Annotated in this window: 22 protein-coding genes; 12 read left to right on the top strand and 10 right to left on the bottom strand. The window is 45.3% G+C overall.

Annotated elements, in window-relative coordinates:
• Window positions 1-63 precede the first annotated feature (63 nt).
• Window positions 64-1,251 (bottom strand): branched-chain amino acid ABC transporter permease, encoded by a 1,188-nt coding sequence (locus CHRO_RS24485; RefSeq protein WP_015156914.1) that lies wholly within the window; start codon window positions 1,249-1,251, stop codon window positions 64-66.
• A 269-nt stretch (window positions 1,252-1,520) separates the two neighbouring features.
• Between CHRO_RS24485 and CHRO_RS24490 the strand changes: the two genes are divergently transcribed.
• Window positions 1,521-3,107, top strand: a complete 1,587-nt coding sequence (locus CHRO_RS24490) for a glucose-6-phosphate isomerase (RefSeq protein ID WP_015156915.1) — start codon at window positions 1,521-1,523, stop codon at window positions 3,105-3,107.
• On the opposite strand, the gene CHRO_RS34580 is transcribed toward CHRO_RS24490, so the two are convergent.
• Window positions 3,104-3,235: a hypothetical protein gene (locus CHRO_RS34580; protein WP_281168606.1), complete on the bottom strand. Its 132-nt coding sequence runs from the start codon at window positions 3,233-3,235 to the stop codon at window positions 3,104-3,106. The genes CHRO_RS24490 and CHRO_RS34580 overlap by 4 nt on opposite strands.
• A 96-nt stretch (window positions 3,236-3,331) precedes the next feature.
• Here CHRO_RS34580 and CHRO_RS24495 point away from each other — a divergent pair, with 96 nt between their 5' ends.
• Genes CHRO_RS24495 through CHRO_RS24510 form a run of 4 tightly spaced genes read left to right on the top strand, consistent with a single transcriptional unit; the run spans window position 3,332 to window position 6,091 of the window.
• The gene (locus CHRO_RS24495) at window positions 3,332-3,796 is read left to right on the top strand and encodes a cupin domain-containing protein (RefSeq protein ID WP_015156916.1); all 465 of its coding nucleotides are present in this window, start codon (window positions 3,332-3,334) and stop codon (window positions 3,794-3,796) included.
• Window positions 3,797-3,800: 4 nt separating this feature from the next.
• A complete protein-coding gene (locus tag CHRO_RS24500) occupies window positions 3,801-4,679 on the top strand; it encodes an alpha/beta hydrolase (protein ID WP_015156917.1) in 879 nt (292 codons plus the stop codon).
• 8 nt (window positions 4,680-4,687) lie between these two features.
• Window positions 4,688-5,236 (top strand): methylmalonic aciduria and homocystinuria type D protein, encoded by a 549-nt coding sequence (locus CHRO_RS24505; RefSeq protein WP_015156918.1) that lies wholly within the window; start codon window positions 4,688-4,690, stop codon window positions 5,234-5,236.
• Between the two features lie 51 nt (window positions 5,237-5,287).
• Window positions 5,288-6,091: a TspO/MBR family protein gene (locus CHRO_RS24510; protein ID WP_015156919.1), complete on the top strand. Its 804-nt coding sequence runs from the start codon at window positions 5,288-5,290 to the stop codon at window positions 6,089-6,091.
• Window positions 6,092-6,162: 71 nt separating this feature from the next.
• Here the strand turns inward: CHRO_RS24510 and CHRO_RS24515 are convergent, their stop codons facing one another.
• Window positions 6,163-7,920, bottom strand: a complete 1,758-nt coding sequence (locus CHRO_RS24515; protein WP_015156920.1) for an RluA family pseudouridine synthase — start codon at window positions 7,918-7,920, stop codon at window positions 6,163-6,165.
• 152 nt (window positions 7,921-8,072) lie between these two features.
• Between CHRO_RS24515 and CHRO_RS24520 the strand changes: the two genes are divergently transcribed.
• From CHRO_RS24520 to CHRO_RS24530, 3 genes are all read left to right on the top strand, one after another.
• Window positions 8,073-8,657 (top strand): cytochrome b/b6 domain-containing protein, encoded by a 585-nt coding sequence (locus CHRO_RS24520; RefSeq protein WP_015156921.1) that lies wholly within the window; start codon window positions 8,073-8,075, stop codon window positions 8,655-8,657.
• A 16-nt stretch (window positions 8,658-8,673) separates the two neighbouring features.
• The gene (locus CHRO_RS24525) at window positions 8,674-9,396 is read left to right on the top strand and encodes a molybdopterin-dependent oxidoreductase (RefSeq protein ID WP_015156922.1); all 723 of its coding nucleotides are present in this window, start codon (window positions 8,674-8,676) and stop codon (window positions 9,394-9,396) included.
• 278 nt (window positions 9,397-9,674) lie between these two features.
• Window positions 9,675-12,113, top strand: coding sequence for a GH116 family glycosyl hydrolase (locus tag CHRO_RS24530; protein ID WP_015156923.1), 2,439 nt, complete (start codon window positions 9,675-9,677; stop codon window positions 12,111-12,113).
• A 29-nt stretch (window positions 12,114-12,142) separates the two neighbouring features.
• On the opposite strand, the gene CHRO_RS24535 is transcribed toward CHRO_RS24530, so the two are convergent.
• The 4 genes from CHRO_RS24535 to CHRO_RS24550 form a co-directional block, all read right to left on the bottom strand.
• Window positions 12,143-12,760, bottom strand: a complete 618-nt coding sequence (locus CHRO_RS24535) for an MFS transporter (RefSeq protein ID WP_015156924.1) — start codon at window positions 12,758-12,760, stop codon at window positions 12,143-12,145.
• 37 nt (window positions 12,761-12,797) lie between these two features.
• Window positions 12,798-13,406, bottom strand: a complete 609-nt coding sequence (locus CHRO_RS24540; protein WP_015156925.1) for an SET domain-containing protein — start codon at window positions 13,404-13,406, stop codon at window positions 12,798-12,800.
• Window positions 13,407-13,652: 246 nt separating this feature from the next.
• A complete protein-coding gene (locus tag CHRO_RS24545; RefSeq protein ID WP_041462621.1) occupies window positions 13,653-13,835 on the bottom strand; it encodes a hypothetical protein in 183 nt (60 codons plus the stop codon).
• A 2-nt stretch (window positions 13,836-13,837) separates the two neighbouring features.
• Window positions 13,838-14,569 (bottom strand): carbonic anhydrase, encoded by a 732-nt coding sequence (locus tag CHRO_RS24550; protein ID WP_015156926.1) that lies wholly within the window; start codon window positions 14,567-14,569, stop codon window positions 13,838-13,840.
• Window positions 14,570-15,440: 871 nt separating this feature from the next.
• On the opposite strand from CHRO_RS24550, the gene psbQ reads away from it, so the two are divergent.
• The 4 genes from psbQ to CHRO_RS24570 all read left to right on the top strand — a co-directional run bounded on the left by psbQ (window position 15,441) and on the right by CHRO_RS24570 (window position 18,626).
• Window positions 15,441-15,896 carry a photosystem II protein PsbQ gene (psbQ, locus tag CHRO_RS24555; RefSeq protein ID WP_015156927.1) on the top strand — a complete coding sequence of 152 codons (456 nt, stop codon included), beginning with the start codon at window positions 15,441-15,443 and terminating at the stop codon, window positions 15,894-15,896.
• Between the two features lie 112 nt (window positions 15,897-16,008).
• Window positions 16,009-17,151 carry an NAD(P)/FAD-dependent oxidoreductase gene (locus tag CHRO_RS24560; protein WP_015156928.1) on the top strand — a complete coding sequence of 381 codons (1,143 nt, stop codon included), beginning with the start codon at window positions 16,009-16,011 and terminating at the stop codon, window positions 17,149-17,151.
• An 84-nt stretch (window positions 17,152-17,235) separates the two neighbouring features.
• On the top strand, window positions 17,236-18,081 hold the full coding sequence (locus CHRO_RS24565) for an alpha/beta fold hydrolase (RefSeq protein ID WP_015156929.1): 846 nt from the start codon (window positions 17,236-17,238) through the stop codon (window positions 18,079-18,081).
• Between the two features lie 62 nt (window positions 18,082-18,143).
• Entirely contained in the window at window positions 18,144-18,626 is a 483-nt protein-coding gene (locus tag CHRO_RS24570; protein WP_015156930.1) for a hypothetical protein, read from the top strand.
• Window positions 18,627-18,714: 88 nt separating this feature from the next.
• Here CHRO_RS24570 and CHRO_RS24575 read toward each other — a convergent pair whose 3' ends face one another.
• The 3 genes from CHRO_RS24575 to CHRO_RS24585 all read right to left on the bottom strand — a co-directional run bounded on the left by CHRO_RS24575 (window position 18,715) and on the right by CHRO_RS24585 (window position 23,423).
• A complete protein-coding gene (locus CHRO_RS24575) occupies window positions 18,715-19,047 on the bottom strand; it encodes a DUF3140 domain-containing protein (protein WP_015156931.1) in 333 nt (110 codons plus the stop codon).
• 9 nt (window positions 19,048-19,056) lie between these two features.
• Entirely contained in the window at window positions 19,057-19,272 is a 216-nt protein-coding gene (locus CHRO_RS24580; RefSeq protein WP_015156932.1) for a hypervirulence associated TUDOR domain-containing protein, read from the bottom strand.
• Between the two features lie 254 nt (window positions 19,273-19,526).
• The gene (locus CHRO_RS24585; RefSeq protein ID WP_015156933.1) at window positions 19,527-23,423 is read right to left on the bottom strand and encodes a hydantoinase B/oxoprolinase family protein; all 3,897 of its coding nucleotides are present in this window, start codon (window positions 23,421-23,423) and stop codon (window positions 19,527-19,529) included.
• Window positions 23,424-23,444: the final 21 nt, after the last annotated feature.

Here is a 23,444-nt window from a genome sequence, read left to right on the forward strand (position 1 = left end):
TGGTAATGGGTAATGGGTTGTTGGTTGGTCTTAGACAAATGACCAATGACCAATGACCAATGACTACTTTCCAAGTGTCAATTCTTCTTTCTTACCTAATATTCCTTGCGGTCGCCAAATCATCAGTATCATCAGTAGTAAGCCGATAACCATAATCCGAAACGCACTCAGGCGCACGTCATCGAGGGGTACGATTTTGGGCAAGATAAAACGGGTGGCGCTGTCGTAAGCAAAGAAAACAACTGCGCCGAGGATCGTACCGAAATTGTTACCCGCACCACCTAAGATCACCATAATCCAAGCATCGAAAGTTGTCTGCGGCTGGAAATCGTTCGGATAAATTGAAGTTTGCTGCCATGCATACAAAGCACCAGAAATCCCAGCGATCGCCCCGCCTAACATTAAAGCTTGCAATTTATACCAAAAGACGTTTTTTCCTAAAGCGCGGGCAACTTCCTCATCTTCGCGAATTGCTTTTAATACCCTTCCCCAGGGCGATCGCGCTAGCACTTCTAACCGCCATACGACAAAAGCTAGCACCAACACCGAGATCAGCATCAATCCCGATTTTTCGTAGTTGGTGAAGTTGTATAGTCCAATAGCTCCCGCCGCATAGGGGACAAAAATCAACAGCGTCGCCACTATGCCGACAATTGCCCGAAAGACTAGTGGTAAATAACGAGTCACAAACGACTTTTGACTTTTAACTTTTGACTTTTGACTTCCGATCGCCCATTTCCAAAGTTTCCAGTAACACGCAACCACAACTAATGTGAGTAGCCCTACCATTATCCATTTCATCACCGTGTCGGGGTTAAAATCTGTTAAGGGTAGAGGATATCCCTGCAATCCAAAAGCCCCAGGTGTGGGAGTATTAGGAGTTGGTAAATCTTGATTGTTGACCACCAAGCGAATGAGTTCCGATACCCCAATCGTGACAATTGCTAAGTAGTCTTCCCGCAACCTTAGTGTTGATAAACCAATTAACCATCCTAAGAGAGCGGCTACTAAAGCTCCAGCTAGCGTTGCTACGATTAAGGGTACGCCATACATGCTTAACAATACAGTCGTGTATGCTCCCAAAGTCATGAAAGCAACCAGACCAAAGTTAATTAACCCCGTTAAACCCCACTGCAAGTTTAACCCCAAGCTGAACAGGGCAAAAATTGCTGTAGAAACTGTCAGAAACAAGATATAGGCAACCCAACCGATAATTGTTGGATCGTTCATCAGGGCGTTTAAATCTAACATAAGCGTTGCTAAACCCGTCGCCACACTAGGGGATATATGCTTTTGTGCTAAAAGATTTTAACCCAACAAGGATAGAAGTCAGTAGCGATCGCATCTTTATCTCACCGAGACTGTTTTCTGCAACAGCTACGAGAAATCAAACTAAAGGGATACACAGCAAGCCCGTCCTCTAGTCAACACTAAAAACTATATAAGACTGCAAAACGCAAGCAACAGCTTCCTTTAAACTAAGACTTGTTATCAGCGCAAACAGTAAGTAGAGAATTGTTATGGATGCTGCGGCACTTTGGCAACGCTATCAAGACTGGCTCTATTATCACGCCGGACTCGGATTTTACGTAGATATCAGTCGGATGCGCTTTGACGATGCATTTGTAGAGGGGTTGCAGCCCAAGTTAGAGAAAGCATTTCAAGATATGGCGGCTTTAGAAGGGGGAGCGATCGCCAATCCTGACGAAAATCGGATGGTAGGACATTACTGGCTGCGCGATCCCGATCTGGCTCCAACTCCAGAAATTAAACAAGAGATTGTTGAATCTGTAGACCAAATTGAAACCTTTGCCCGAAAAATTCATAGCGGAGCAATTCATCCACCCCAAGCACCCCGCTACACTGATATTATCTCTATTGGTATTGGCGGCTCGGCACTCGGTCCCGAATTTGTCGCTGAAGCTTTAGCTCCTGATTTTCCTCCCCTGGCGATTCACTTCATTGATAACACCGATCCGGCGGGGATCGATCGCGTGTTAACGCGGGTGAGAAATCGTCTCACCAGCACTTTAGTTATCGTCATTTCCAAATCTGGAGGCACGCCAGAACCGCGTAACGGCACGATTGAACTCAAAGCAGCCTATGCAGGTCACAATTTAGACTTTACCAAACACGCGATCGCCATCACGACTCCCGATAGCAAACTCGATCGGCAAGCAAAATCAGAAGGCTGGCTAGCCACTTTCCCCATGTTTGACTGGGTGGGGGGACGCACTTCAGAACTGTCCGCCGTCGGCTTGCTACCAGCCGCTTTGCAGGGTATCGACATCCGCGCGATGCTGGCTGGCGCAAAAGAAATAGATGTAGCAACCCGCGTTACCGATCTCAAAACCAATCCCGCCGCCCTACTTGCCCTCAGTTGGTATTACTCTGGGAACGGACGCGGTGAAAAAGATATGGTGGTGCTGCCCTATAAAGACAGCCTCTTACTATTTTCCCGTTACTTGCAGCAATTGGTCATGGAATCTCTGGGTAAAGAAAAAGACCTCGACGGTAACATCGTCCACCAAGGAATCGCCGTCTATGGTAACAAAGGTTCGACCGACCAACATGCCTACGTTCAGCAATTGCGCGAAGGCGTACCCAACTTCTTTGCTACCTTTATCGAAGTCTTGGAAGACCGTTCGGGCTCCTCGCCAGACATCGATCCAGGCGCAACTGCTGGAGATTATCTCTCTGGCTTCCTCCAAGGAACCCGCCAAGCCTTGTATGAAAAACAGCGCGATTCCATTACCATTACCATTCCCCAAGTCAACCCCCACACAGTAGGCGCATTAATTGCCCTTTACGAACGAGCTGTAGGTTTCTATGGTTCGCTAGTCAATATTAACGCCTACCACCAACCAGGCGTAGAAGCAGGGAAAAAAGCAGCCGCCGTGGTGTTAGATTTGCAAAAACAAGTCTTGCAAGTCCTGCAAGAGGCTAAAACTCCTTTATCTCTGGCACAAATTGCCGAGAAAGCCGCAGCCACAGACCAAATTGAGGCAATTTATAAAATTCTGCGCCATCTGCAAGCAAATCGGAGAGGGGTGGCAATGCAAGGCGATCCCGCCCACCCTGAGAGTTTGACGTTTTCTTTAAGTTAATCGGGATTCGTAGGGGCGGGTTTAGCAACTAGATTGACAACCTCAACCGTAAATCTCGGTTCAAAACCCGCCCGTACAGGATTCGGGAGAATTGTAGAGACGTTACGTGTAACGTCTCTACAATTCATTACCACATTTGGTTACATTCTGTTGCTAGCGCAACACTTTTTTACAGAAAACTGGGTTAGATTAGGAGCGAACCACTTAGTCTAAACGGATCTGGTATGGCTGCTCATCGGGGTATTGAGATCTATCCGCTAGCTTCAATTCAAGGGGGAATGGCTCAGTTTTATACTCCCCAGTCCAGCCACGAGACAATGTTGGTACAGATTCCGCCGCACACGATTGACGATCTCTTCGTTCACAAATCTCAGACAGACCAGATTTTAGTTGTTAGAGGGCGTTTAGCCCTCGTGACTTTAGAAAATAAGCAGTATCGCTACACTCCATTGAGCGATCGCCTGCCTCAAGTTGTTAAAATTCCCCCAGGCGTGCTACACGGTGCAATAAATCTAGATTCCGAACCATGCACGATCGTTAACGCCGTTCTGCGCCATCGTCCGACGCAACCGCGAGATTATATTCCTCGTCCCCGTCCTTTTCCCTACAATCTCGCGATCGCGGGAGCTAAACTAGCAGAGATGGAGGCTGTAATTATTCAGCAAGCCTTGGGTAGTGTGGGAGTATGACTGATTGGTAGATCCGGCATTTCTTTTATTCGTGCAGCACGGCTGGGCAGATGATAACCGTGCCATGATGCTACTGGCGCGTCGGTTGGTCACAGATACAATTCCAGTTTTTGCGCCGAGTTTGGGTTACGTTCAAACTTGGGTGAGAATTGAGCCTTTGATTCAGGCAGTGGAAAAGCTGGCTAGCGAACAGATTGCCAAATATCCAGACGTACCGCTGAAGATTATCGGTCATTCGATGGGTGGTTTGATCTGGTTGGAGCTGTTGCACCGCCATCCCGAGTGGTGGTCTAGAATTCACTCGTTGGTTTTGATTGCATCGCCAGTCGGTGGTGCAGATGTGGCACGGGCGATCGATCCTTTAAATTGGGGAATTGGGATTGCTGGCGATCTGGGAAAAAATCGTAAGCCAATTGCAGCCGCGATCGCCTCTATAATTCCCACATTAGTTATTGCTGGCGATATTGATGGCGGTAGCGATGGCACGGTTCCAGTAGAATCGACAAAGTTTCAAAATGCTCGGTTTATCTGCTTGCCAGGGCTAGCTCATGCCGTCTTGCGAAATTATCCTACGGTTGCCACCATCATTCAAGACTTTTGGATGGATGCTAATGTTGGTGAGGCGATCGTCTATGACGATATCGTACAACGGTTGCAGGCAGTACCAGGCATGACAGACGGTCATCGCCGCGATTTTAGTAAAGCCCAAATTGCGATCGCACTGCCAAATGGTGCTACTATTCGCACTTGCAAGAACTTATTTGGGATTGATTGTGTCTTTGTTGCCTCTCCTACCGGAGAATGTTTGTATGCAGGCTTTGTTGGTTGGTTGCACGCACCAGATTTACAAAAAGCTCTAGAAGATATTCAGCAAGCATATTAATTGATTAAATGCTGCAATACTCAGTTCACCCAGCTCCTAGATTCATTCGCACTCATTTAAATCGGCTTTTACCGAGTTGGTCGTTGCCAGTTTTATCTGTGGTTGTAGTTTTACAACTGTGTCAATTTGCTTTCTTGGAACGGACAGTTGAGACAGAAATCTATAAGAACGAATTTCGGCAACAATTTCTAGAATTTGGCAGCCAAATCATTGCCCAACTGGGAACAATGGGATACTTAGCAGATATGTTCGACCCGCGCACTGGTTTCCCTATGACTTCTCCTCCCGGTCAAGTGCGGTTGAGCGATGTGAAAGTTGTCGGCGCTACCCTGGGCTATACAATCGATCGTAGCGGTCAGTGTGCCGCGATCGTCCATCCAACTTGGGGAAAAGCAGTTTATCCTTCTACGCTTGTCTCATCTGCCCAACCAGATGTAGTTGCAGAAATCGTGGCTAACATAGCAGCTAATAGCACGCACTACGATATTCAACCCGTAGCAGGATCGAGCGATCCAACCGTAGAGGGGCAATCTTTTCCAAATATAAAGTCAGTATAAGAGAGCCAATATAAGAGCGTGCATCTGCGATCGCAGCTTGAGAAAAAATTTATGAAAGCATCCACACAAGGTTCTGGTAAAGAAATTGTACTGCCTTTGGCAACACTATTTGCTATCTTGGCGACTCTCAGCGTTAACGTCTTGTCAAATTTCTTTCCAGTTCGAGGATTAAATATTGGTGAAATTGCCAATACCATCCTTCAAGGCGTGCAAATTACGCCAGCAAATTATGCCTTTGCTATTTGGGGATTAATTTATCTCGGATTAATTGCCTATGGCGTTTATCAGTTTCTTCCAGCACAGCGCCAAAATTCAACTCTGCATCGAGTTGATGTCTTACTAATTATTGCTTGTCTAGCTCAAATTGCTTGGGTATATCTCTTCACGCTACAGCTATTTTGGCTTTCAGTAATAGCAATGCTAGCAATTCTAATTTCCTTAATTGGAGCTTACTTGCAATTAGAAATTGGCAAAAGAGTATCGCGAGAATTCAAATGGCTGGTACACGTACCATTTAGTATTTATTTAGGTTGGATTTCTGTAGCAACGATTGTTAATATTGCCTCTGCTCTGTATATTTCTAATTGGGATGGTTGGGGCATAAGCTCTCTAGGATGGACTGTCATTATGCTACTTATTGGTGCAGCGATCGCCTCTGTAGTTGCAATTCAACGGGCAGATATTGCCTTTACGTTGGTATTTGTTTGGGCGTATGTGGCGATCGCAGTTCGTCATTTATCTCTCAATAATCCTGTCATTTCAATAACCGCAGTAGTAGCAGCGATCGTACTTGCAGTTTTGCTAGTGTACGGCACAATACAGCGGAAGAATTTAAAAGTGAGTCGTAATGAATAATTGGTCATTAGTTGATGACGGCAGGTATTTTCACCCTCCACGCACCACACACCACTCATCACTGATAACTATCAAAACGGAGTCTCTACTTGTAGAGAAATACTTTTCCCTAAGTGGGGATGCTCGAAACAAAGTTCTCTCGCGTGTAAGCATAAACGCTCTACTTGGGCGCGACAACCGTACAATCGATCGCCCAAAATGGGTATTCCTAAACCTCTAGGATCGGCAGCATGAACCCTAAGCTGATGCGTTCGTCCTGTTAACGGAAAAAACTGAATTCGCGTGGAATTCTCCAATTTTGTGATGACTTGGAATTCCGTTAAGCTAGGTTTTCCCCGTGCATCAATTTTCTGATAAGGGCGATCGCTAGGATCGCCCCAAAGTGGCAGTTGAATCGTACCGCTTTCTTGCGTCACGCATCCGGCAAGTACCGCTTCATAAACTTTACGCACTCGCCGCTGTTGAAATTGCTGGCTCAGATGACGATAAGAGGCGCGATCGCGAGTCAGTAGCAAAATACCTGACGTTTCTAGATCGAGGCGATGTGGAGCTGCGATCGCCATGCCATCGGGCAGTAAGTGACGTAAACGAGACACGACGCTATCATAGCGATCGCTACAACGACCGGGAACGGAGAGCAGTCCTGGCGGTTTATTCACAGCAATCAGCCACTCGTCTTCATAAAGAATAGATTTCTTAGTTTGGATGCACAGATTTTGGAGATCCCCCTTAGTCCCCCTTAAAAAGGGGGAAACAAAATCGTTCTTAGCCCCCTTTATTAAGGGGGGTTGGGGGGATCTGATTGCCCCCCTTTGTAAGGGGGGTTGGGGGGATCTCTGCTGTAAACCTGACAATAAAAACCCCATCAACGGCTGACAGCGTTCCGTACAGGCTCCATAGAACTCCCCCTGCACTTTTTCGCCATTAGTCGAAGGCGATCCCCACCAAAACTCCGCCATTGCCAGTGGCTTCAAGTTATGAGTTGCCGCATAATGCAACAACTTTGGCGCACAACAAGCCCCAGTTCCAGTAGGTAGCGAACCCGCCATCAACTGCTGTAGTGGTAGAGACTCCCCTGCGAAATTGCTCAACCTATAGCTAGCGTGCATCAGTGCTTGCAGCTGCCTAGATAAACTTTTCCGCTGTTGTTTCAACTCGTGCGTTCTTTTATCTGCTTGCTCGATCGCCTGTTGGAGCGGTTGTAACAGACAATCTCGTTGACGCTTAAACAGCTTGCGATCGATCCCATCCTGACGACTTTGTTCGTCTAGTTGTGCTAATGCCTCTACTAAAGTATGACCCGTGAGGGTATTTTGGCATACCTGGCGCTGAAATTGTCGCTGTTGCTTGCGATCGCGATGTAGGATTGTCAGTTGCTGCCAGCGCGTTTCAAAATCCTGCACTAACGTTGCATACTTTTGTTGCTCTGGGATTTGTTGCAAGGCAATTAGCTCTTGTTTCATTGCTGCTAACATATCCAGGGTACGGGCTTCTTCTAAAGCCAGCTCTTTGCCCTCGATCGCCCCCACCCAACCTGCAACCGTGCTACAACCATGCAAAAGCCCAGAAAATGCTTTCAGCACTCGCCGTTCCCCAGCAGCAGTCTCGACGAGCAACACGCCATACATTTTCCCCTCATGGGAATACCGCGCGTTAGTAGCAAGCTGTTGCATCAACCCAATTGCGATCGCTTCTACAAAAGGAGTGCGGGGTAGTCTTAGTAGTTTACCCGCGTGAGGACAATAACCCTCATACCAATAACTGACAGGTGAGTCACCAACAACGCACTCTGAGCTAATAAAATCTGTTAGTAAATAAAGGGTCATCATTTTGGTAGTTGGTAATTGGTAGTTGATGGTTGCCTGATAACTGATATCGCGATTCTCATTATGATGCGATACATTCGTAGGGGCGCACAGCTGTGCGCCCCTACAGATCTTGTATTTCATCCAATTGAAAAAGGCTCTAACTGATAACTGATATGAAATTTCCGTCTCGACTCCCAAGACAAGCGATCGCCGCCAAAATTTTTCATTGGGTAAATATTGTTAGTTTATTCATTATGCTGACCAGCGGACTGCAAATCTACAATGCTAACCCCGTATTTGGCGGGCGTGCTGGCTGGCATATTCCACCAATTTTTGCCCTTGGAGGGTGGCTGGCTGGTGGTAGACACTGGCATTTTGCTGCAATGTGGCTGTTTTCGCTCAACTTGGTGTTTTATGGGGTTTATATCCTCGTTTCCCGTCGTTGGAAACATCGATTTGTCAGCGATAAAGACATCAAAGCACTGAAATTGAGTCAAAACCAAAAGCGTCGTGCTTATGCATGGCATCGGATCGCTTACACGGCGATCGTTCCCATTTTATTACTTGCCATATTTAGCGGCTTGGGTATGTACAAACCCGCTCAATTCCCCTGGATTGTCGATTGTTTTGGCGATTGGCAAGCATTGCGAATCGTTCACTTCGCTACCGTCCCAATCGTGATTATCTTTGCCACAATCCACGCCTTACTAGGACGAAAAGTCGGAGGCGATCGCCTTTTGGAATCGATGTTTTGGTAAGCTTATCTATAACAATATGAATCAGATTCAAATCCCTCGCCAAAGACTATTACGTCGTCACTTTCTAAAACTTTCTGGGCTTTCCAGCGTCAGTTTATTATTAGGTGGATGTGGCACGCCTTTATTTGAAGATATAGTCGGTAAAGTCTCCGAACCATTGAACCAAAAAGTTGAAACTTTAATTTTCAATCCTGAAAAACTCGCACCAGAATTTCCAGTCAGCGAGATCGAACCAGAAGCATTAATTGTTAACTCATTTAACTTTACTCCAAAAATCGATCCAACCAAATTTCGTCTGGTTGTCGATGGTGCAGTCAATAAATTCCTCAGCCTCAGCATGATAGAAATTCAGCAAATGCCCCTTGCCTCAATGGTGATTCGTCACGTCTGCGTGGAAGGGTGGGCGGCGATCGTGCAGTGGGGTGGAGTTCGATTGCGGGATATTATTAATCTTGCCCAACCTAAACCCGAGGCAAAATACGTTTACTTTAAATCCGCTGACGGCTACTACGAAAGCTGGGATTTAGCATCGTGTCTGCACCCACAAACGTTGATGGCATATCAGAAAAACGGGCAACCTTTACCAATAGATAACGGTGCGCCTTTACGTCTCGCCTCGCCAATTAAATTAGGTTACAAGCAAAGTAAATGGGTCACTAACATCATCCTTAGCGATCGCCTCCTACCCGTCAAAGGCTACTGGGAAGACCAAGGCTATGAATGGTATGCAGGATTGTAAAAAGTCAAAAGTCAAAAGTTAAAAGTTAAAATTTACAACGACCAATTACCAATTACTGAGATTTTGCAGCAATCTCAACTTGTGTCCAGACCCGCCCAGAAATTAATTTCTGGGCTAATAGCACAAGTCTACTGAAGTAGACTAAAAACTAGTTACAGTCGGATTTATCCGACTTAAGCTATGAGACTGGGATTTGAATCCCAGGCGGACGTTGCAACAACTGCAAGATCTTAGATTACCAATGACCAATTACCAAATCCAAGAGTAAAATCTATGGGATGCAATTCAGCACCTTAATGATGAATATTCCTAACTGTACCTGGCAGCGCCCTATCGGTCTGGGCTGGGATAAGCCCTATACTGTCCGTACCGCAAGTAATTTAGATGATGGTCCCTGGCACGGTATGCCTTTAGGGGGCTTTGGTGCGGGTTGTATCGGTCGGTCTTCTAGGGGTGATTTTAACGTGTGGCAGGTGGACGGCGGCGAGCATATTTTTCAGCCGATGCCTGCTTGTCAGTTTAGCGTGTTTGAAAGCGTGTCTGAACGGAGTGCATCTCGTCAGGCTTACGCTTTGTGTACGGAAGCACCTGACGATGGATTGCAGAATTGGCAGTGGTATCCATCTAGGGGCGAACAACACGCCCATACAGGCACGTATCATGCGTTGTATCCTCGTAGCTGGTTTGTGTATGAGGGTGTGTTTCAATCTCAGTTAACCTGCGAACAGTTTTCGCCAATTTGGGCAAATAACTATCAAGAAAGCAGCTATCCAGTGGGTGTATTTGTCTGGACTGCCCATAATCCTACTAATGCCCCTATGACTCTGAGTATTATGCTGTCCTGGCAGAATATGACGGGGTGGTTTACCAATGCCAGTAAATCTTCAGAAGTAAAAATTAGAGATGATGGTAGCCCAGTGTATGAATATAAATCGCGCTGGGGAGAAAGCCAGGGAAATTTTAATCGGTTGGTGGAATCCGAGTATGTGGGATGCGTATTAGGGCGAGATAATAGCGAGGATGTAGAGGAAGGAGACGGGCAGTGGTGTATTGCTACGGCAAAACAGCCAGGTGTAGAAGTCTTTCATCACACCCGTTGGAATCCTGTCGGTACGGGAGAAGATATATGGACAAGTTTTGCCCAATCAGGTGCTTTACCCAATATACAAGATGAGACACCAGCTATAGAGGGAGAACAAATTGCAGGTGCGATCGCCATTCGTTTTACACTTCAACCAGGAGAAACTCGCACGATTCCCTTTGTCTTAACTTGGGATTTTCCCGTTACGGAATTTGCTGCTGGGGTCAAATATTATCGTCGCCATACAGATTTTTTCGATCGCACGGGTAAAAATGCTTGGGCGATCGCGCGTACAGCCTTACAAGCATACCAGTCTTGGCAATCTCAAATTCAAGCTTGGCAGCAACCAATTTTAGATAAAACCGATCTGCCCAATTGGTTCAAAATGGCATTGTTTAACGAACTTTACGATCTTACCAGTGGTGGGACGCTGTGGAGTGCGGCGACAGAGCGCGATCCGATCGGTCAGTTTGCCATTTTAGAATGTATTGATTATCGCTGGTACGAAAGCCTTGACGTGCGGCTTTACGGTTCGTTTGCTCTATTAATCTTATTTCCAGAGTTAGAAAAGGCTGTGATGCGTGCTTTTGCACGGGCTATTCCTGCTAGTGACAATCATCGTCGCCTCATTGGATATTACCTTACCATCGGGGCAGAAATGCCCCTCGCGCCGCGTAAAGTTGCTGGTGCAACACCTCACGATTTAGGCGCACCCAACGAACACGTTTGGGAAAAGACAAATTACACGGCATATCAAGATTGCAATTTGTGGAAGGATTTACCCAGCGATTTTGTCTTGCAGGTATATCGAGACTATTTACTGACAGGTGCAACTGATGTAGAGTTTTTAGCATCATGTTGGGAGGCGATCGTTCAAGCCCTCAACTATTTGAAAACTTTCGATAAAGATGGCGATGGAATTCCTGAAAATTCTGGTGCGCCAGATCAAACTTTTGATGATTGGAAGTTGCAGGGTGTTAGTGCTTATTGTGGGGGATTGTGGTTGGCGGCTTTAGAAGCGGCGATCGCCATTGGTAAAATTTTACTCAACAATGTAGAGAGGTTACATGTAACGTCTCTACATGTAACCTCTCTACAAGAAACGATCGACACTTATCAATCTTGGTTATCGCGATCGCGTCCTATCTACCAAGAAAAACTTTGGAACGGACAATATTATCGCTTGGATAGCAATAGCGGTTCTGATGTCGTAATGGCAGATCAACTCTGCGGACAATTTTACGCTCGTTTATTAAAACTACCTGACATTGTACCGCAAGAATGTGCTTTATCTGCACTCAAAACTATATACGATGCTTGCTTTTTGAAATTTCATCAGGGAAAATTTGGGGCGGCGAATGGTTTAAAACCGAATGGTTCTCCTGAAAATCCTAATGCTACCCATCCATTAGAAGTATGGACGGGAATTAATTTTGGATTGGCGGCTTTTCTCTTGCAAATGGGAATGAAAGCTGAGGCACTACAATTAACAGAAACAGTTGTCAATCAAATTTATGAAAATGGTTTGCAATTCCGTACTCCAGAGGCAATTACATCTGTTGGTACTTTTCGGGCAAGCTATTATTTGCGCGCAATGGCAATTTGGGCAATTTATGGCGTGTGGTTTGAGTTTTAGTTATCTAGAAGTTGCTAGTTTTGCTTGTGTCAATCGCTTGAATTTATTTGATGTTTTCTTAGCAAATGCTTTTTATCAGTAGTTGTTGCTGCACGTCCCTGTTGCTTTAACAGCTGAATGGAATACAAGGTAGCAATAACTTGAATCGTTCCCATTGTGATAAATAAAGTATTGAAAGACAACCAATTAACAATCACTCCCCCAAGCACTACAGCAAGACCAGTCATGACTTTTGATTGTCCGTCAGCCAAGCCCCAAATTTGCCCTGCCTTTCCTCTATCTTCATATTGTGCATATAAAGCATTCCAGGTAGGAGTTGCTAAAGCAGAAGCTATTCCCAACCCTACTTGAACGACAAACAAACTTAGTTGAGAAGATACGAATAGATAGCAAAATGTGAAAATGGCATTTAAAGCATAGCCAATTATCATGAGTTTGGCTTTGCTTATATTGCGGTCTGATAGCCTTCCAACTAGGATGGTAAAAATTCCTGTAGCAACTAGATATGTAGCCCAAATTCCGCTAATATCAAGAATATTACCTCCAATTTTTTGAGTGAATAAACCAAAAATCGGAGCAAACATTCCTTCGCCTAAGTACCAAATATTACTACTGTAAAGTAGGATTTTGAGATTTTTTTGTAGCATAGAAAACACAACAATGACTTAATGAACTGGATATATTCTATGCAGTTATTAGTCTATGTTGACGGTCGTAGTAGGTATCAAGTACGGAATCAAGCCGTTCTTCTCCAGCAGCAACGGCATTCACTTTGTCTACAAATTTACTTGAAATAAACTTTCTTAATGGCTGTTCGACGCAATTGAAATAGGGCATGACTTCAGCAACTTGTCTATCCCATTCTGGATATAGTAACAAAAAATCATCAGGCATAACTTTAGTTTTGGTGATACCTGGCTCTGGAAGGCATTCAAAAGGTTTGTCTAAATTAAAACAAGCATAGTGATCGGTTAATTCTTCACCAGGATAAATGTCTCTAGGAGCTATTTCAAAGTCATAAGCTGTAGAAATACAGTTGGCATAAAAACTATGATTGATATATCTACCAATGTCCCAACATAGTATATAGTTACCGTCTCTTCCTCGAAAAGAATATTTGAATACGTGCTCTTGTTGAAGTCGGTCTAGAGACAATATATATCCCTCGTCGAATTGCTGATCTAATTCATCCAATACCCACACTATCGTTCCTTGAGGAATAAATTTAGTAGCAAATACACCGTAACCAATAATTTCATTAACAAGACGTAATTCTGTGTCTGGATGAATCATAAAGTTTTAATGTATAGCAATGCGTAATTTTTTATCATAATTATTTTCGCAGTATACGCAATTTAAGCTTTTTTTAATATTTCTACACAGTAACAATATAAATGTTAGGAGTTATACCCCTGGTTATATATAATATCTAACTCAATTTAACAGCGATTAGTTGTAATTACAGCTATTTCAAAGCAACATTTAAAACCTAGTATATTATAGCTATCTTAAATAATTCACGAACAGTAAACAGCTTTCTCACATTTGTAGAGCAAATATTCGTAGAGCGATCGTTACCAAATATACAGTTACAGCTTGACCTTCAGGAAATTTCCCATAAATGATGTGACTGAGAGCGATCGCCATTTCTGAATAAACATCTCTAGCGCTGCCGCTGTAGAAGTATATGCCAAAAAAAGTAGGCGATCGCTCCCCGCCCAAATTTAAGTTATTAGAGTAACTGCTCCAGTATCTAGGTCATAACGACCACCTACAATTTTTAACTTCCTCTCTTCGATCAGTTGAGTTAGTATTGAAGAACTCTCTTGTAGTAAGTTAACTTGATACCGAATATTAGCTACAACAGCATCATTAACTGCATCATTTGATTGAGATTTTATTCCATTTAATGCTGGTTTGATATCCTCAACAAAAGTGCCAATTCTACCAGGAAGCGCATCGCTTTTGAGTGCTGCTTGTACTGCACCACATCTTTCATGTCCTAAAACTATAATCAGTTGAGAACCTAGCACCGATGTAGCAAATTCTAGGCTACCTGTAGCTGTAGGGCTGACAACATTCCCAGCAAGCCGAACGACAAACAAATCTCCTAGCCCTTGATCGAAAACAATTTCTGCTGGAACTCGCGAATCCGCACAGCCTAAAACAGAAGCAAAAGGATATTGAGCTGTGGCAATCTCCTGCAAACGCAATCGCGATTGATTAGGAGTACGCCGCTTCTCTTTCATAAACCGTTGGTTGCCCTCCAGCAATCTCTTGAGAGCATTATCTGGACTGACGGGTTGTGGTTTTTCTTTCGTGTCTGTTTGTTGTGCCACCGCAGGTTGTGTACCCCACGAACTACTAACAACACTAGTAGCAGCTATGCTAGCTCCTCCTACACCTACCAATTTGAGCAAATTACGTCGTCCAACAAATCCATTTTTTCGAGTCATCACCGCACCTCAATCAAAATTATTTGCTGATTTCTACCGGATAAAACAGGAAAAATCAGCACAGTAAACTTCTATGTTTGCTGCGTTTGTAGCCGCACGACCTAATTTCGCTTTGACGTGGAAATCTGCAAAATTAAAATAAACTAACTTGCAAAGAATCTAGCAAACAACAGACCCAACGATTAGGAAATTTACCAAATTATGGATGCAAAAAATTAATCTTTACTATAAAGCTCTTCTATGGTAGATATAGAGAAGTACCAAGAAAAACTACCAAAATTCATTTTCAGCGAAGTTATATAGCAATCCTATTTGATTCATGAATGTGGAGCAGGCTTCTAGCCTACCGCAGGCTAGAAGCCTGCTTTACAAATCATTTAGAACTGCTCATAAGCTTCTGGTTTGGTTATTGAAGAAATTTCAGTATGGGTTCTGAATCGTATACTGCGATCGCAACTTTTTTTGTTCTCGGCACAAAAAGCTTTTTGCTGTACTCAACACGACTTTCTTAAACAGAAGAATTGACATAAATTCCAATTATTTTTTACCAGTTGACCTCTCCGGTAAATTAAAATTCACGCCCCTCACCTTACTGGCATTGACGACCCTGGAGCCAAGCGCAACTGAATGCCGATACGAGAACTAGCAAAGATGACACGTCAGATGCTTGGCGCTGCATGGTAGGGCTGGGACTACAACTAAATCAATGCCCCTCTAGCTCGGATTTACCGCCTCTCACCTCTTACCTCTCACCCCTCGCCTTCTGCCTTAAATCTAAAATCTTTGAATTCACTCCCATAGCTAGGATTGATTGTTACCATTAGCGATCTAAAATGACACTGATTAGTAGCAGTTACAAGCAATTGATTCTATGTTGCGCCATCGATCGTTCTTATCCCTTATTTTGGTAATTTTGGCAACATTTCTCATCGGCTGTAGTAGTCCCAGCACTGCCACAGTACCCCCGACCTACAGCTCGGCTCAAATTCAGCAGATCCAGCAGTACATTCCCGATATCCAAAGCTTGCGCGATCGCGCCAGCAGAGAAATCCCGTCTTTAGTACAAAGAAAAGATTGGATCGATGTCGGTAATTTCGTCCACGGACCTTTAGGAGAACTGCGGTTGACTATGAACTACATGACGCGCAATCTGCTGCCGCAAGATCAATCTAAAGCAAAGCAGATTACGCGAAACTTCTTTAACGACCTAGTAGCGGTCGATCAAGCTGCTCAACAAGGCGATGCGAAAAAAGTCTTGCTCAACGCCAGAGAAGCCATAGCAGACATCGACAACTTTCTTCAGTTGCTTCCTCAAACAGCAGAGTAGGGAGTCGGGAGTCGGGGAAAGGGAGACAAGGAAGACAAGGGGGAATTACAATCTATAATTCCAAATCTAAAACCCAAAATTTCCCTTATCCCTTACTCCTAACCGCTCAAATATGACTCAAGTAGTAATTATCGGGTGCGGTATAGTGGGGGCAGCGATCGCCTACGAACTGAGCCAAGTTCCAGGGTTACAGGTTGCTGTCCTCGATCGCCAATTGCCAGCGCAAGCAGCAACAAAAGCGGCTTTGGGCGTTTTGATGGGTGTCATCAGCCATAAAACTAAGGGTAGGGCGTGGCAGTTGCGACAGGCAAGTATCCAACGCTATGAAACCCTCATTCCAGAATTAGAAGCACTCACAGGGCATCACATCCCCTTTAATCGGCAGGGAATTTTGATGTTGTGCGTGGCAGCAGAACTCGGTTCTTGGGAGAAACTCGTCGCGACTCGCGCCTCTCAAGGCTTAGCTTTAGAAATTTGGGATGGGGCAAAAGTCAAGTCTTATTGTCCGCAAATTAACTGCAATCCCTCGACTTGGGCAATTTACTCGCCCCAAGATCGGCAAGTCGATCCGGTGAGTTTAACTTTAGCTCTAGTTGAAGGAGCAAAACGCAACGGTGTCAAATTTTACTTTGGAACACAGATAGAGGAATCTAATTTCAGTTCTAGTTATGCTAAAGGTGGTTTGCCCGACGATCGCCGCATCAGACAAATAACAATTTCTGGAGAGCGATCGCATTTGAATGTTGATTGGCTAGTTGTATCGGCTGGCTTAGGCTCGTTACCATCTCTGTCAACAGAAACTTCACCCCCGCTAAAATTTGACATCGTACCCGTACTAGGTCAAGCTATTCACCTCAAGCTCGATCGCCCTCTGGGTAACACAGATTTTCAACCCGTCATCACGGGTAACGACGTGCATATTGTCCCTCTAAATGGGGGTCAACAAGCCACTGAATATTGGGTAGGAGCAACGGTGGAATTTCCTGCCATTGGACGAGAAATCGAGGCAGCACCAGCCTTGTTAGAGGCAGTCATGCAACAGGCGATCGCTTTTTGTCCCGCTCTGGCGACAGCCAATACGATCGCAACCTGGTCTGGTTTGCGTCCCCGTCCTGAAGGTCGTTCCGCCCCCATAATTGACTACCTGTCAGGATTTAGCAATATCCTCTTAGCGACAGGACACTATCGCAACGGTGTTTTACTCGCACCCGCTACCGCACAAGCGATCCGCAAAATGATATTATCTTCTGGTTAAGAGTGGTTGTTGGTTGTTGGTTGTTGGTTGTTGGTTGCTATCAACCATTACCCATTACCCATTACCCATTACCAATAAAGTATCGTGTCTATTACAGAACATCAAATTAATGTTGGTTCCCTAGAATGGTTTTACCGCGAGGTTGCTCCGATTGGAATGAGCGATCTGCTGCCAGTGGTGCTGTTACATGGTTTACCTTCCCATAGCTACGGTTGGCGACACGTTATGCCTGCTTTGGGGAGTCAGGGAACAAGGGCGATCGCTCCCGATTTGATTGGCTTTGGTTCGTCAGCAAAACCCCAAGGGCGGGATTTTAATTACACTCCCGATGCTTTTGTCAAGGCATTAGATGACTTTATTCAAGCTTTGGAGATCGATCGCTTTTGTTTGGTCGTGCAAGGATTTTTGGGTTCGGTAGGCTTGCAGTATGCCTTACGCCATAGCGATCGCGTCGAAAATATTGCCATTCTCAATACTCCCTTGACTACGGCTGCTAAACTACCTTGGCAGATGCAACAGTGGGGACTACCTTTTGCGGGAGACATGGCGACGCAAGATCCTTTATTGGTGGATCGTACCCTCGAAGGTGGTAGCCGTTACCAGATTTCGGATGCAGATTTAGACATATTTCGCAAGCCTTTTTTGAAAAGTTCAAAAGCGGGGCGATCGCTGATGACGGCGGTACGCAATCTGAAAATGTCCCCGTCTATGTCGGAAATTGCCGATGGTTTTCAAGACTGGCAGAAACCACTTTTAATTGTCTGGGGTGTAAACGATCCTTGGCTTCCTGTCGAAATCGCCCAGAAATTTGCCAGCAGCCTACCCCAAGCAGAGATAGTCAAACTTGAAAAAGCGGGGCATTATCCTCAAGAGCATTTTGCCGAAGACATCTTATCAGACCTTTTACCTTTCGTGCGTCGTGCTTCGTAGAGTGCGAGATAGCTTCATTCGATTTATTATGAAGTAATGTAAAGAAAAGCTTCTCCTTTCATATGTCTGACCGATTCATAGGTAAACCCCGTCCTCTTTGGCGTGTCATTTTACTGTCTGTTGCTAGTCTGATGCTGTATTACGGCTGGTATAAATGGATTATCCAAGAAGAATTACGCCGCTACAACGGTTATGGGTGGTCTGGGACGTTGTGCTTAGCACCTTTTGTACTAGGGGTTGTCGTTCCCCAATTGTTACGGATTTACGATCCTGACGTACCAGGTTGGTTCGGCTGGTTTTCACTGCTGGGGGTGGTTTGGATTTATATCGTGCAGTTCAAGCTGTATAAAACTGTGAATGCGCTGTATCGAGAAGCAGGAATGAAAGAACCGCTAACTGTTTGGTGGATATTTGTACCTGGCTTGAATTTAGTTGTCGGTTTGAGACAAATTCATTTTTTGAGTCAATATTGGGCAAGCAAACAAGGAACAATCGTGAAGGATGCTTTGGCTGAAAATATTCCTTTCTTGTCTGCAAATGCTTAAATAATTTTTTAATTGTCGAGCTATATATAGCACTTCTGGATCGATTAACAATAGGGTGTGTTATTGTTAACGCACCCTACCGAATGATTTACTTCTTCAGCGGATCGTGACCCCAGTTTTTTAGGGAATAATACCAGCGCGAATTCTCAATATCGTGCGATGGTTTTTGGGCGCTATGACGGTGGACGTAACTGATGACTTTCTTCATATGAGAAATCTCGTCTTCAGTATATTCATCCTCTTTTTTTTGCAATAACTCAACGATTCGTCTTCCAGATTTATGTCCGGTTGACTCGTCATCATCCTTTCTTTGTCCTACCGCTTGTGACTCCTCAGTTTTCAACCAAGATTCAAGCTCTTTAGGAGTCATATTGACGACTTGATGAAACTCTGCGATCGCAGAATTGACATCTTGACTCATAACTTAATTCTACTCCTCTACTTTGTCCAAAGCATCTGGTTTATGAGCTGCTTCTTTCCCTGTTTTTTCGCTTTTTACCAGATACTCAGGATGATCTTTCGATGCAGCAACGTGGTGTCCTTTAATTTCTGTAGGAGAAGTGAGTTTCTTTTCTACTTCACCAGTGGTTTTTCCTTGAGAGGTTTTCCACTCAACTTTATCGCCTTGCTTAAATTCTTCAGACATGAGTAAAAGATTGTGCCTACTTAAATTTTCTTTACCTATTAATGTTTAATTATCTTGACGATTAAGCAAGCAGCCATCAATCTATTTACAGATTACAAATTATGTAAATTTGACTCTAAATCTTACTTTTGTCAGTGGTTGAGATTTAGATAGCGTGGTAGGGGTATTTAGGGGATTTTTGCGCTCGCCAAAAGACTCTCATAGAATTCTCGCTCGCATGGGTGACATTTGTAGGGGCGCACAGCTGTGCGCCCCTACAGAACGTGTGTTTTCCTCAATTGAAAACTGCTATCATAAACACCAAAGCCACCACCACCTGGGGTTTCAATGACAAAAATATCTCCAGGCTGCATCTGCGCGATCGCCGTACTACCTAACTCCTCCACCGTACCATCTTGGCGTTGAATATAATTTCTCCCTACTTTCCCAGGCTTACCACCATGCAAGCCAAAGGGAGGTACAATCCTACGTCCAGAGAGAATGGCAGCAGTCATTGGTTCGCGAAACTGAAGGCGGCGAATGACACCATTACCACCGTGATGTAAGCCTTCACCGCCACTGTGGGGACGAATGCTAAAACTATCTAACAAGACTGGAAATCGCCATTCTAAGACTTCAGGATCGGTAAGGCGGGAATTTGTCATGTGAGTATGCACCGCATCCGTACCGTCAAAATCTGCACCCGCACCCGAACCACCGCAGATCGTCTCGTAATATTGATGGCGATCGCTACCAAAAGTAAAATTATTCATCGTACTTTGCGCTGCTGCCATCACACCCAAAGCACCATATAAAGCATCGGTAATCGCTTGAGAAGTCTCGACATTTCCCGCTACCACCGCTGCCGGATAGCGAGGATTCAACATACAACCTTCAGGAATAATAATTTCCAAAGGTTCGAGACAGCCAGCATTAAGCGGAATATCGTCATCTACCAAAGTGCGGAAGACATACAACACCGCAGCTTTGCACACCGCAGCCGGAGCATTAAAATTGCTTTTCAGTTGGGGTGAAGTGCCAGTAAAATCGATTCGAGCGCTACGGGTAGATTTATCGATCGCGATCGCCACTTGAATGACGCTGCCATTGTCGAGTTGGTAAGCGAACTCTCCACTGTTGAGTCCTTCTATAACTTTCCGTACTGACTTGGCAGCATTATCTTGGACAAAACCCATGTAGGCTTGAACTGTTTCCAAGCTGTAGTGTTCTACCATTTTGTGGAGTTCTTGCACGCCGCGTTCGTTTGCAGCAATTTGGGCTTTGAGATCGGCAAGATTTTGCATCGGATTGCGGACTGGATACAACCCGTCACACAGGAGTTGCATTAACTCCGGTTCGCGAAACTCTCCTTGAGATACCAGCAGAAAATTATCAATTAATACCCCTTCCTGTTCCACAGTCGTGCTATTAGGTGGCATCGAACCAGGAGTAATCCCGCCAATATCGGCATGATGTCCCCTGGAAGCAACGTAGAAGATGGGTGTAGGGGCGGGTTCACCTGAAATATTTGTGACGAACGAAGTTTCTTGGTGAACCCGCCCGTATAGGGAATCGGGAAAAACGGGCGTAATTACGGTAATATCGGGCAGGTGAGTCCCACCATTGTAAGGATTATTCGATACATAGACATCACCAGGTTGCAAGCTACTGCCTTTCTGGGCAATCAACGCCGTCACGCTTTCACTCATAGAACCTAAATGAACCGGAATGTGAGGCGCGTTTGCCACCAACTGTCCGCGAGAATCGAAAATGGCGCAGGAAAAATCCAACCTTTCTTTGATATTGACCGAAGAACTTGTATTTTGTAACGTTATACCCATCTGTTCCGCGATCGCCCGAAATAAATTATTGAAAATTTCCAACATAACCGGATCGGGTAGTTGGTAATTGGTAATTGGTAATTGGTAGTTGGTAGTTGCTCCCTTGTCCCAATTTTGAATTTTGAATTTTGAATTTTGAATTTTGTCTCTGACTTCCGACTCTCGCCTTCTCAACACCAAATGATTTCTCTGTGTCACTTCGGCTTGCCAACCAGGTTCGACGATATTCGTCCCCGTGGCTTCCGCAACGATCGCCGGACTGAAAATACAATCTCCTGGTTGTAAGTCTTCTCTTCTATATACAGGTGTGTCGTGCCAGGCATTGGCTGTATACATTTGTACTGTCTTCACTGGTACGGGAGGTGCGTCGGTGCGCCGGGTCACAATTGGTTCTGTAGCCACCTCTGTTTTTAAGATCGCCTCCACAGCTACAGCCTCGACAATTAATCGTCGATCGGCAGCAATAAAACCGTACAGTTGACGGTGCGCTGCCTCAAACTGCTGTCGCATTCCTGCTATATCTTCATATCGGACTACCAAAGGCGAATCTGTCCCCTCGTAGCGCAAATGTACTCGCCGCATCACCTCAACCCGATCTGCAACGCGGAGATCCCTATCTGTAAGGTCTAGTTCTGCTTTTGTTTCTAACTCCAACTGAGTTAAAATTTCCTCTAATTCAGCCACCAACCCTACATCTAAAACCCTCTCCACGGCACGTTCCCGCAACGCCCGTTCGTCTGCTAAACCCATACCGTAAGCCGACAGCACCCCAGCATAGGGATGGATCAAAATCTGCTGCATTCCTAAAGCATCGGCAATTAAACAAGCATGTTGTCCGCCTGCGCCGCCAAAACAGCAGAGAGTGTATTCCGACACGTCATAACCGCGCTGAAGAGAGATCTTCTTAATCGCATTCGCCATTTTTTCCACAGCGATCGCTAAAAATCCCGTTGCGACTCGTTCGGGCGATCGCCCATCTCCAATGTCTGCCGCTAGTTGACTAAACTTGCGTTGCACGACTTCTGCATCTAAGGGCAAATCTCCACTGGCTCCAAATACCTTGGGAAACAAGTCCGGCTGCAACTTGCCCACCATGATATTGCAGTCCGTTACCGTCAGCGGTCCTCCTTGACGATAACAAGCGGGTCCTGGGGTTGCCCCTGCTGATTCGGGTCCGACGCGATACCGCGCCCCGTCAAATTGGGCGATCGAACCGCCACCCGCCGCCACCGTATGTATTGCCATCATCGGCGTTCGCAGTCGCACTCCTGCCACTTCTGTTTCTAACGCCCGTTCGTATTCGCCTGCGTAATGGGCAACATCTGTAGAAGTTCCACCCATATCGAAGCTGATAATCTTATCGAAACCCGCCATCAAACTTGTCTGTACTGCCCCGACAATTCCTCCCGCAGGTCCCGATAAAATGCTATCTTTCCCCTGAAACCTCTGGGCATTTGCCAACCCACCATTGGATTGCATGAACATTAATTTGGGGAAATCGGTAATTGGTAATTGGTAATTGGTAATTGGTAGTTGGTAGTTGGTAGTTGGTTGATAATTGTTTTTTGCTCCCTCAGCTCCCTCAGCCTCCTCAGCCTCCTCAGCTCTCTTTCCCCTGCTCCCTCCCAACTGACTCGCCACCCGATCCACGTATCTACGCAAAATGGGAGATAAATAGGCATCAACTACGGTAGTGTCACCTCGACTGACGAGTTTCATCAAGGGGCTGACTTCGTGGGAGACTGAAATCTGAGTGAAACCGATTTTTCGGGCTACGGCTGCAACTTGTTGTTCGTGTTGAGGATAGCGGTAGCCGTGCATAAAGACGATCGCGCAGGAACGAATTCCGGCATCGTAAGCTGCTTGCAGTTCTAAAGTATAGGCTGGATTAACAGAAATGAGTTCTTCGCCTTGGGCGCTGTAGCGTTCTTCTACTTCAACGACTCGTTCGTACAGCATTTCTGGTAAAACGATTTGCCGTGCAAAGATGTTGGGGCGATTTTGATAGCCGATGCGTAAGGCATCCCGAAAGCCTTTTGTCACGACTAAGACAGTGCGATCGCCTTTACGTTCTAACAGTGCATTTGTCGCGACAGTAGTTCCCATCTTCACCACGCCAATTTGTGCTGCTGGTAGGGGTGCATCGGCAGGAACGCCCAGTATTTCCCGTATACCCTGAATTGCTGCATCGGTATAGCGTTCTGGATTTTCCGACAGGAGTTTGTGAACGATCGTTCGTCCATCAGGATGCTGCGCCACGATATCGGTAAACGTACCACCGCGATCGATCCAAAATTGCCAACGTCCTATCGCGCGATCGGCTACCGTCATCACTCATTCCTCAATGCAAGG

The organism is Chroococcidiopsis thermalis PCC 7203 (assembly GCF_000317125.1).
GTDB classification, from domain to species: Bacteria; Cyanobacteriota; Cyanobacteriia; order Cyanobacteriales; family Chroococcidiopsidaceae; genus Chroococcidiopsis; species Chroococcidiopsis thermalis.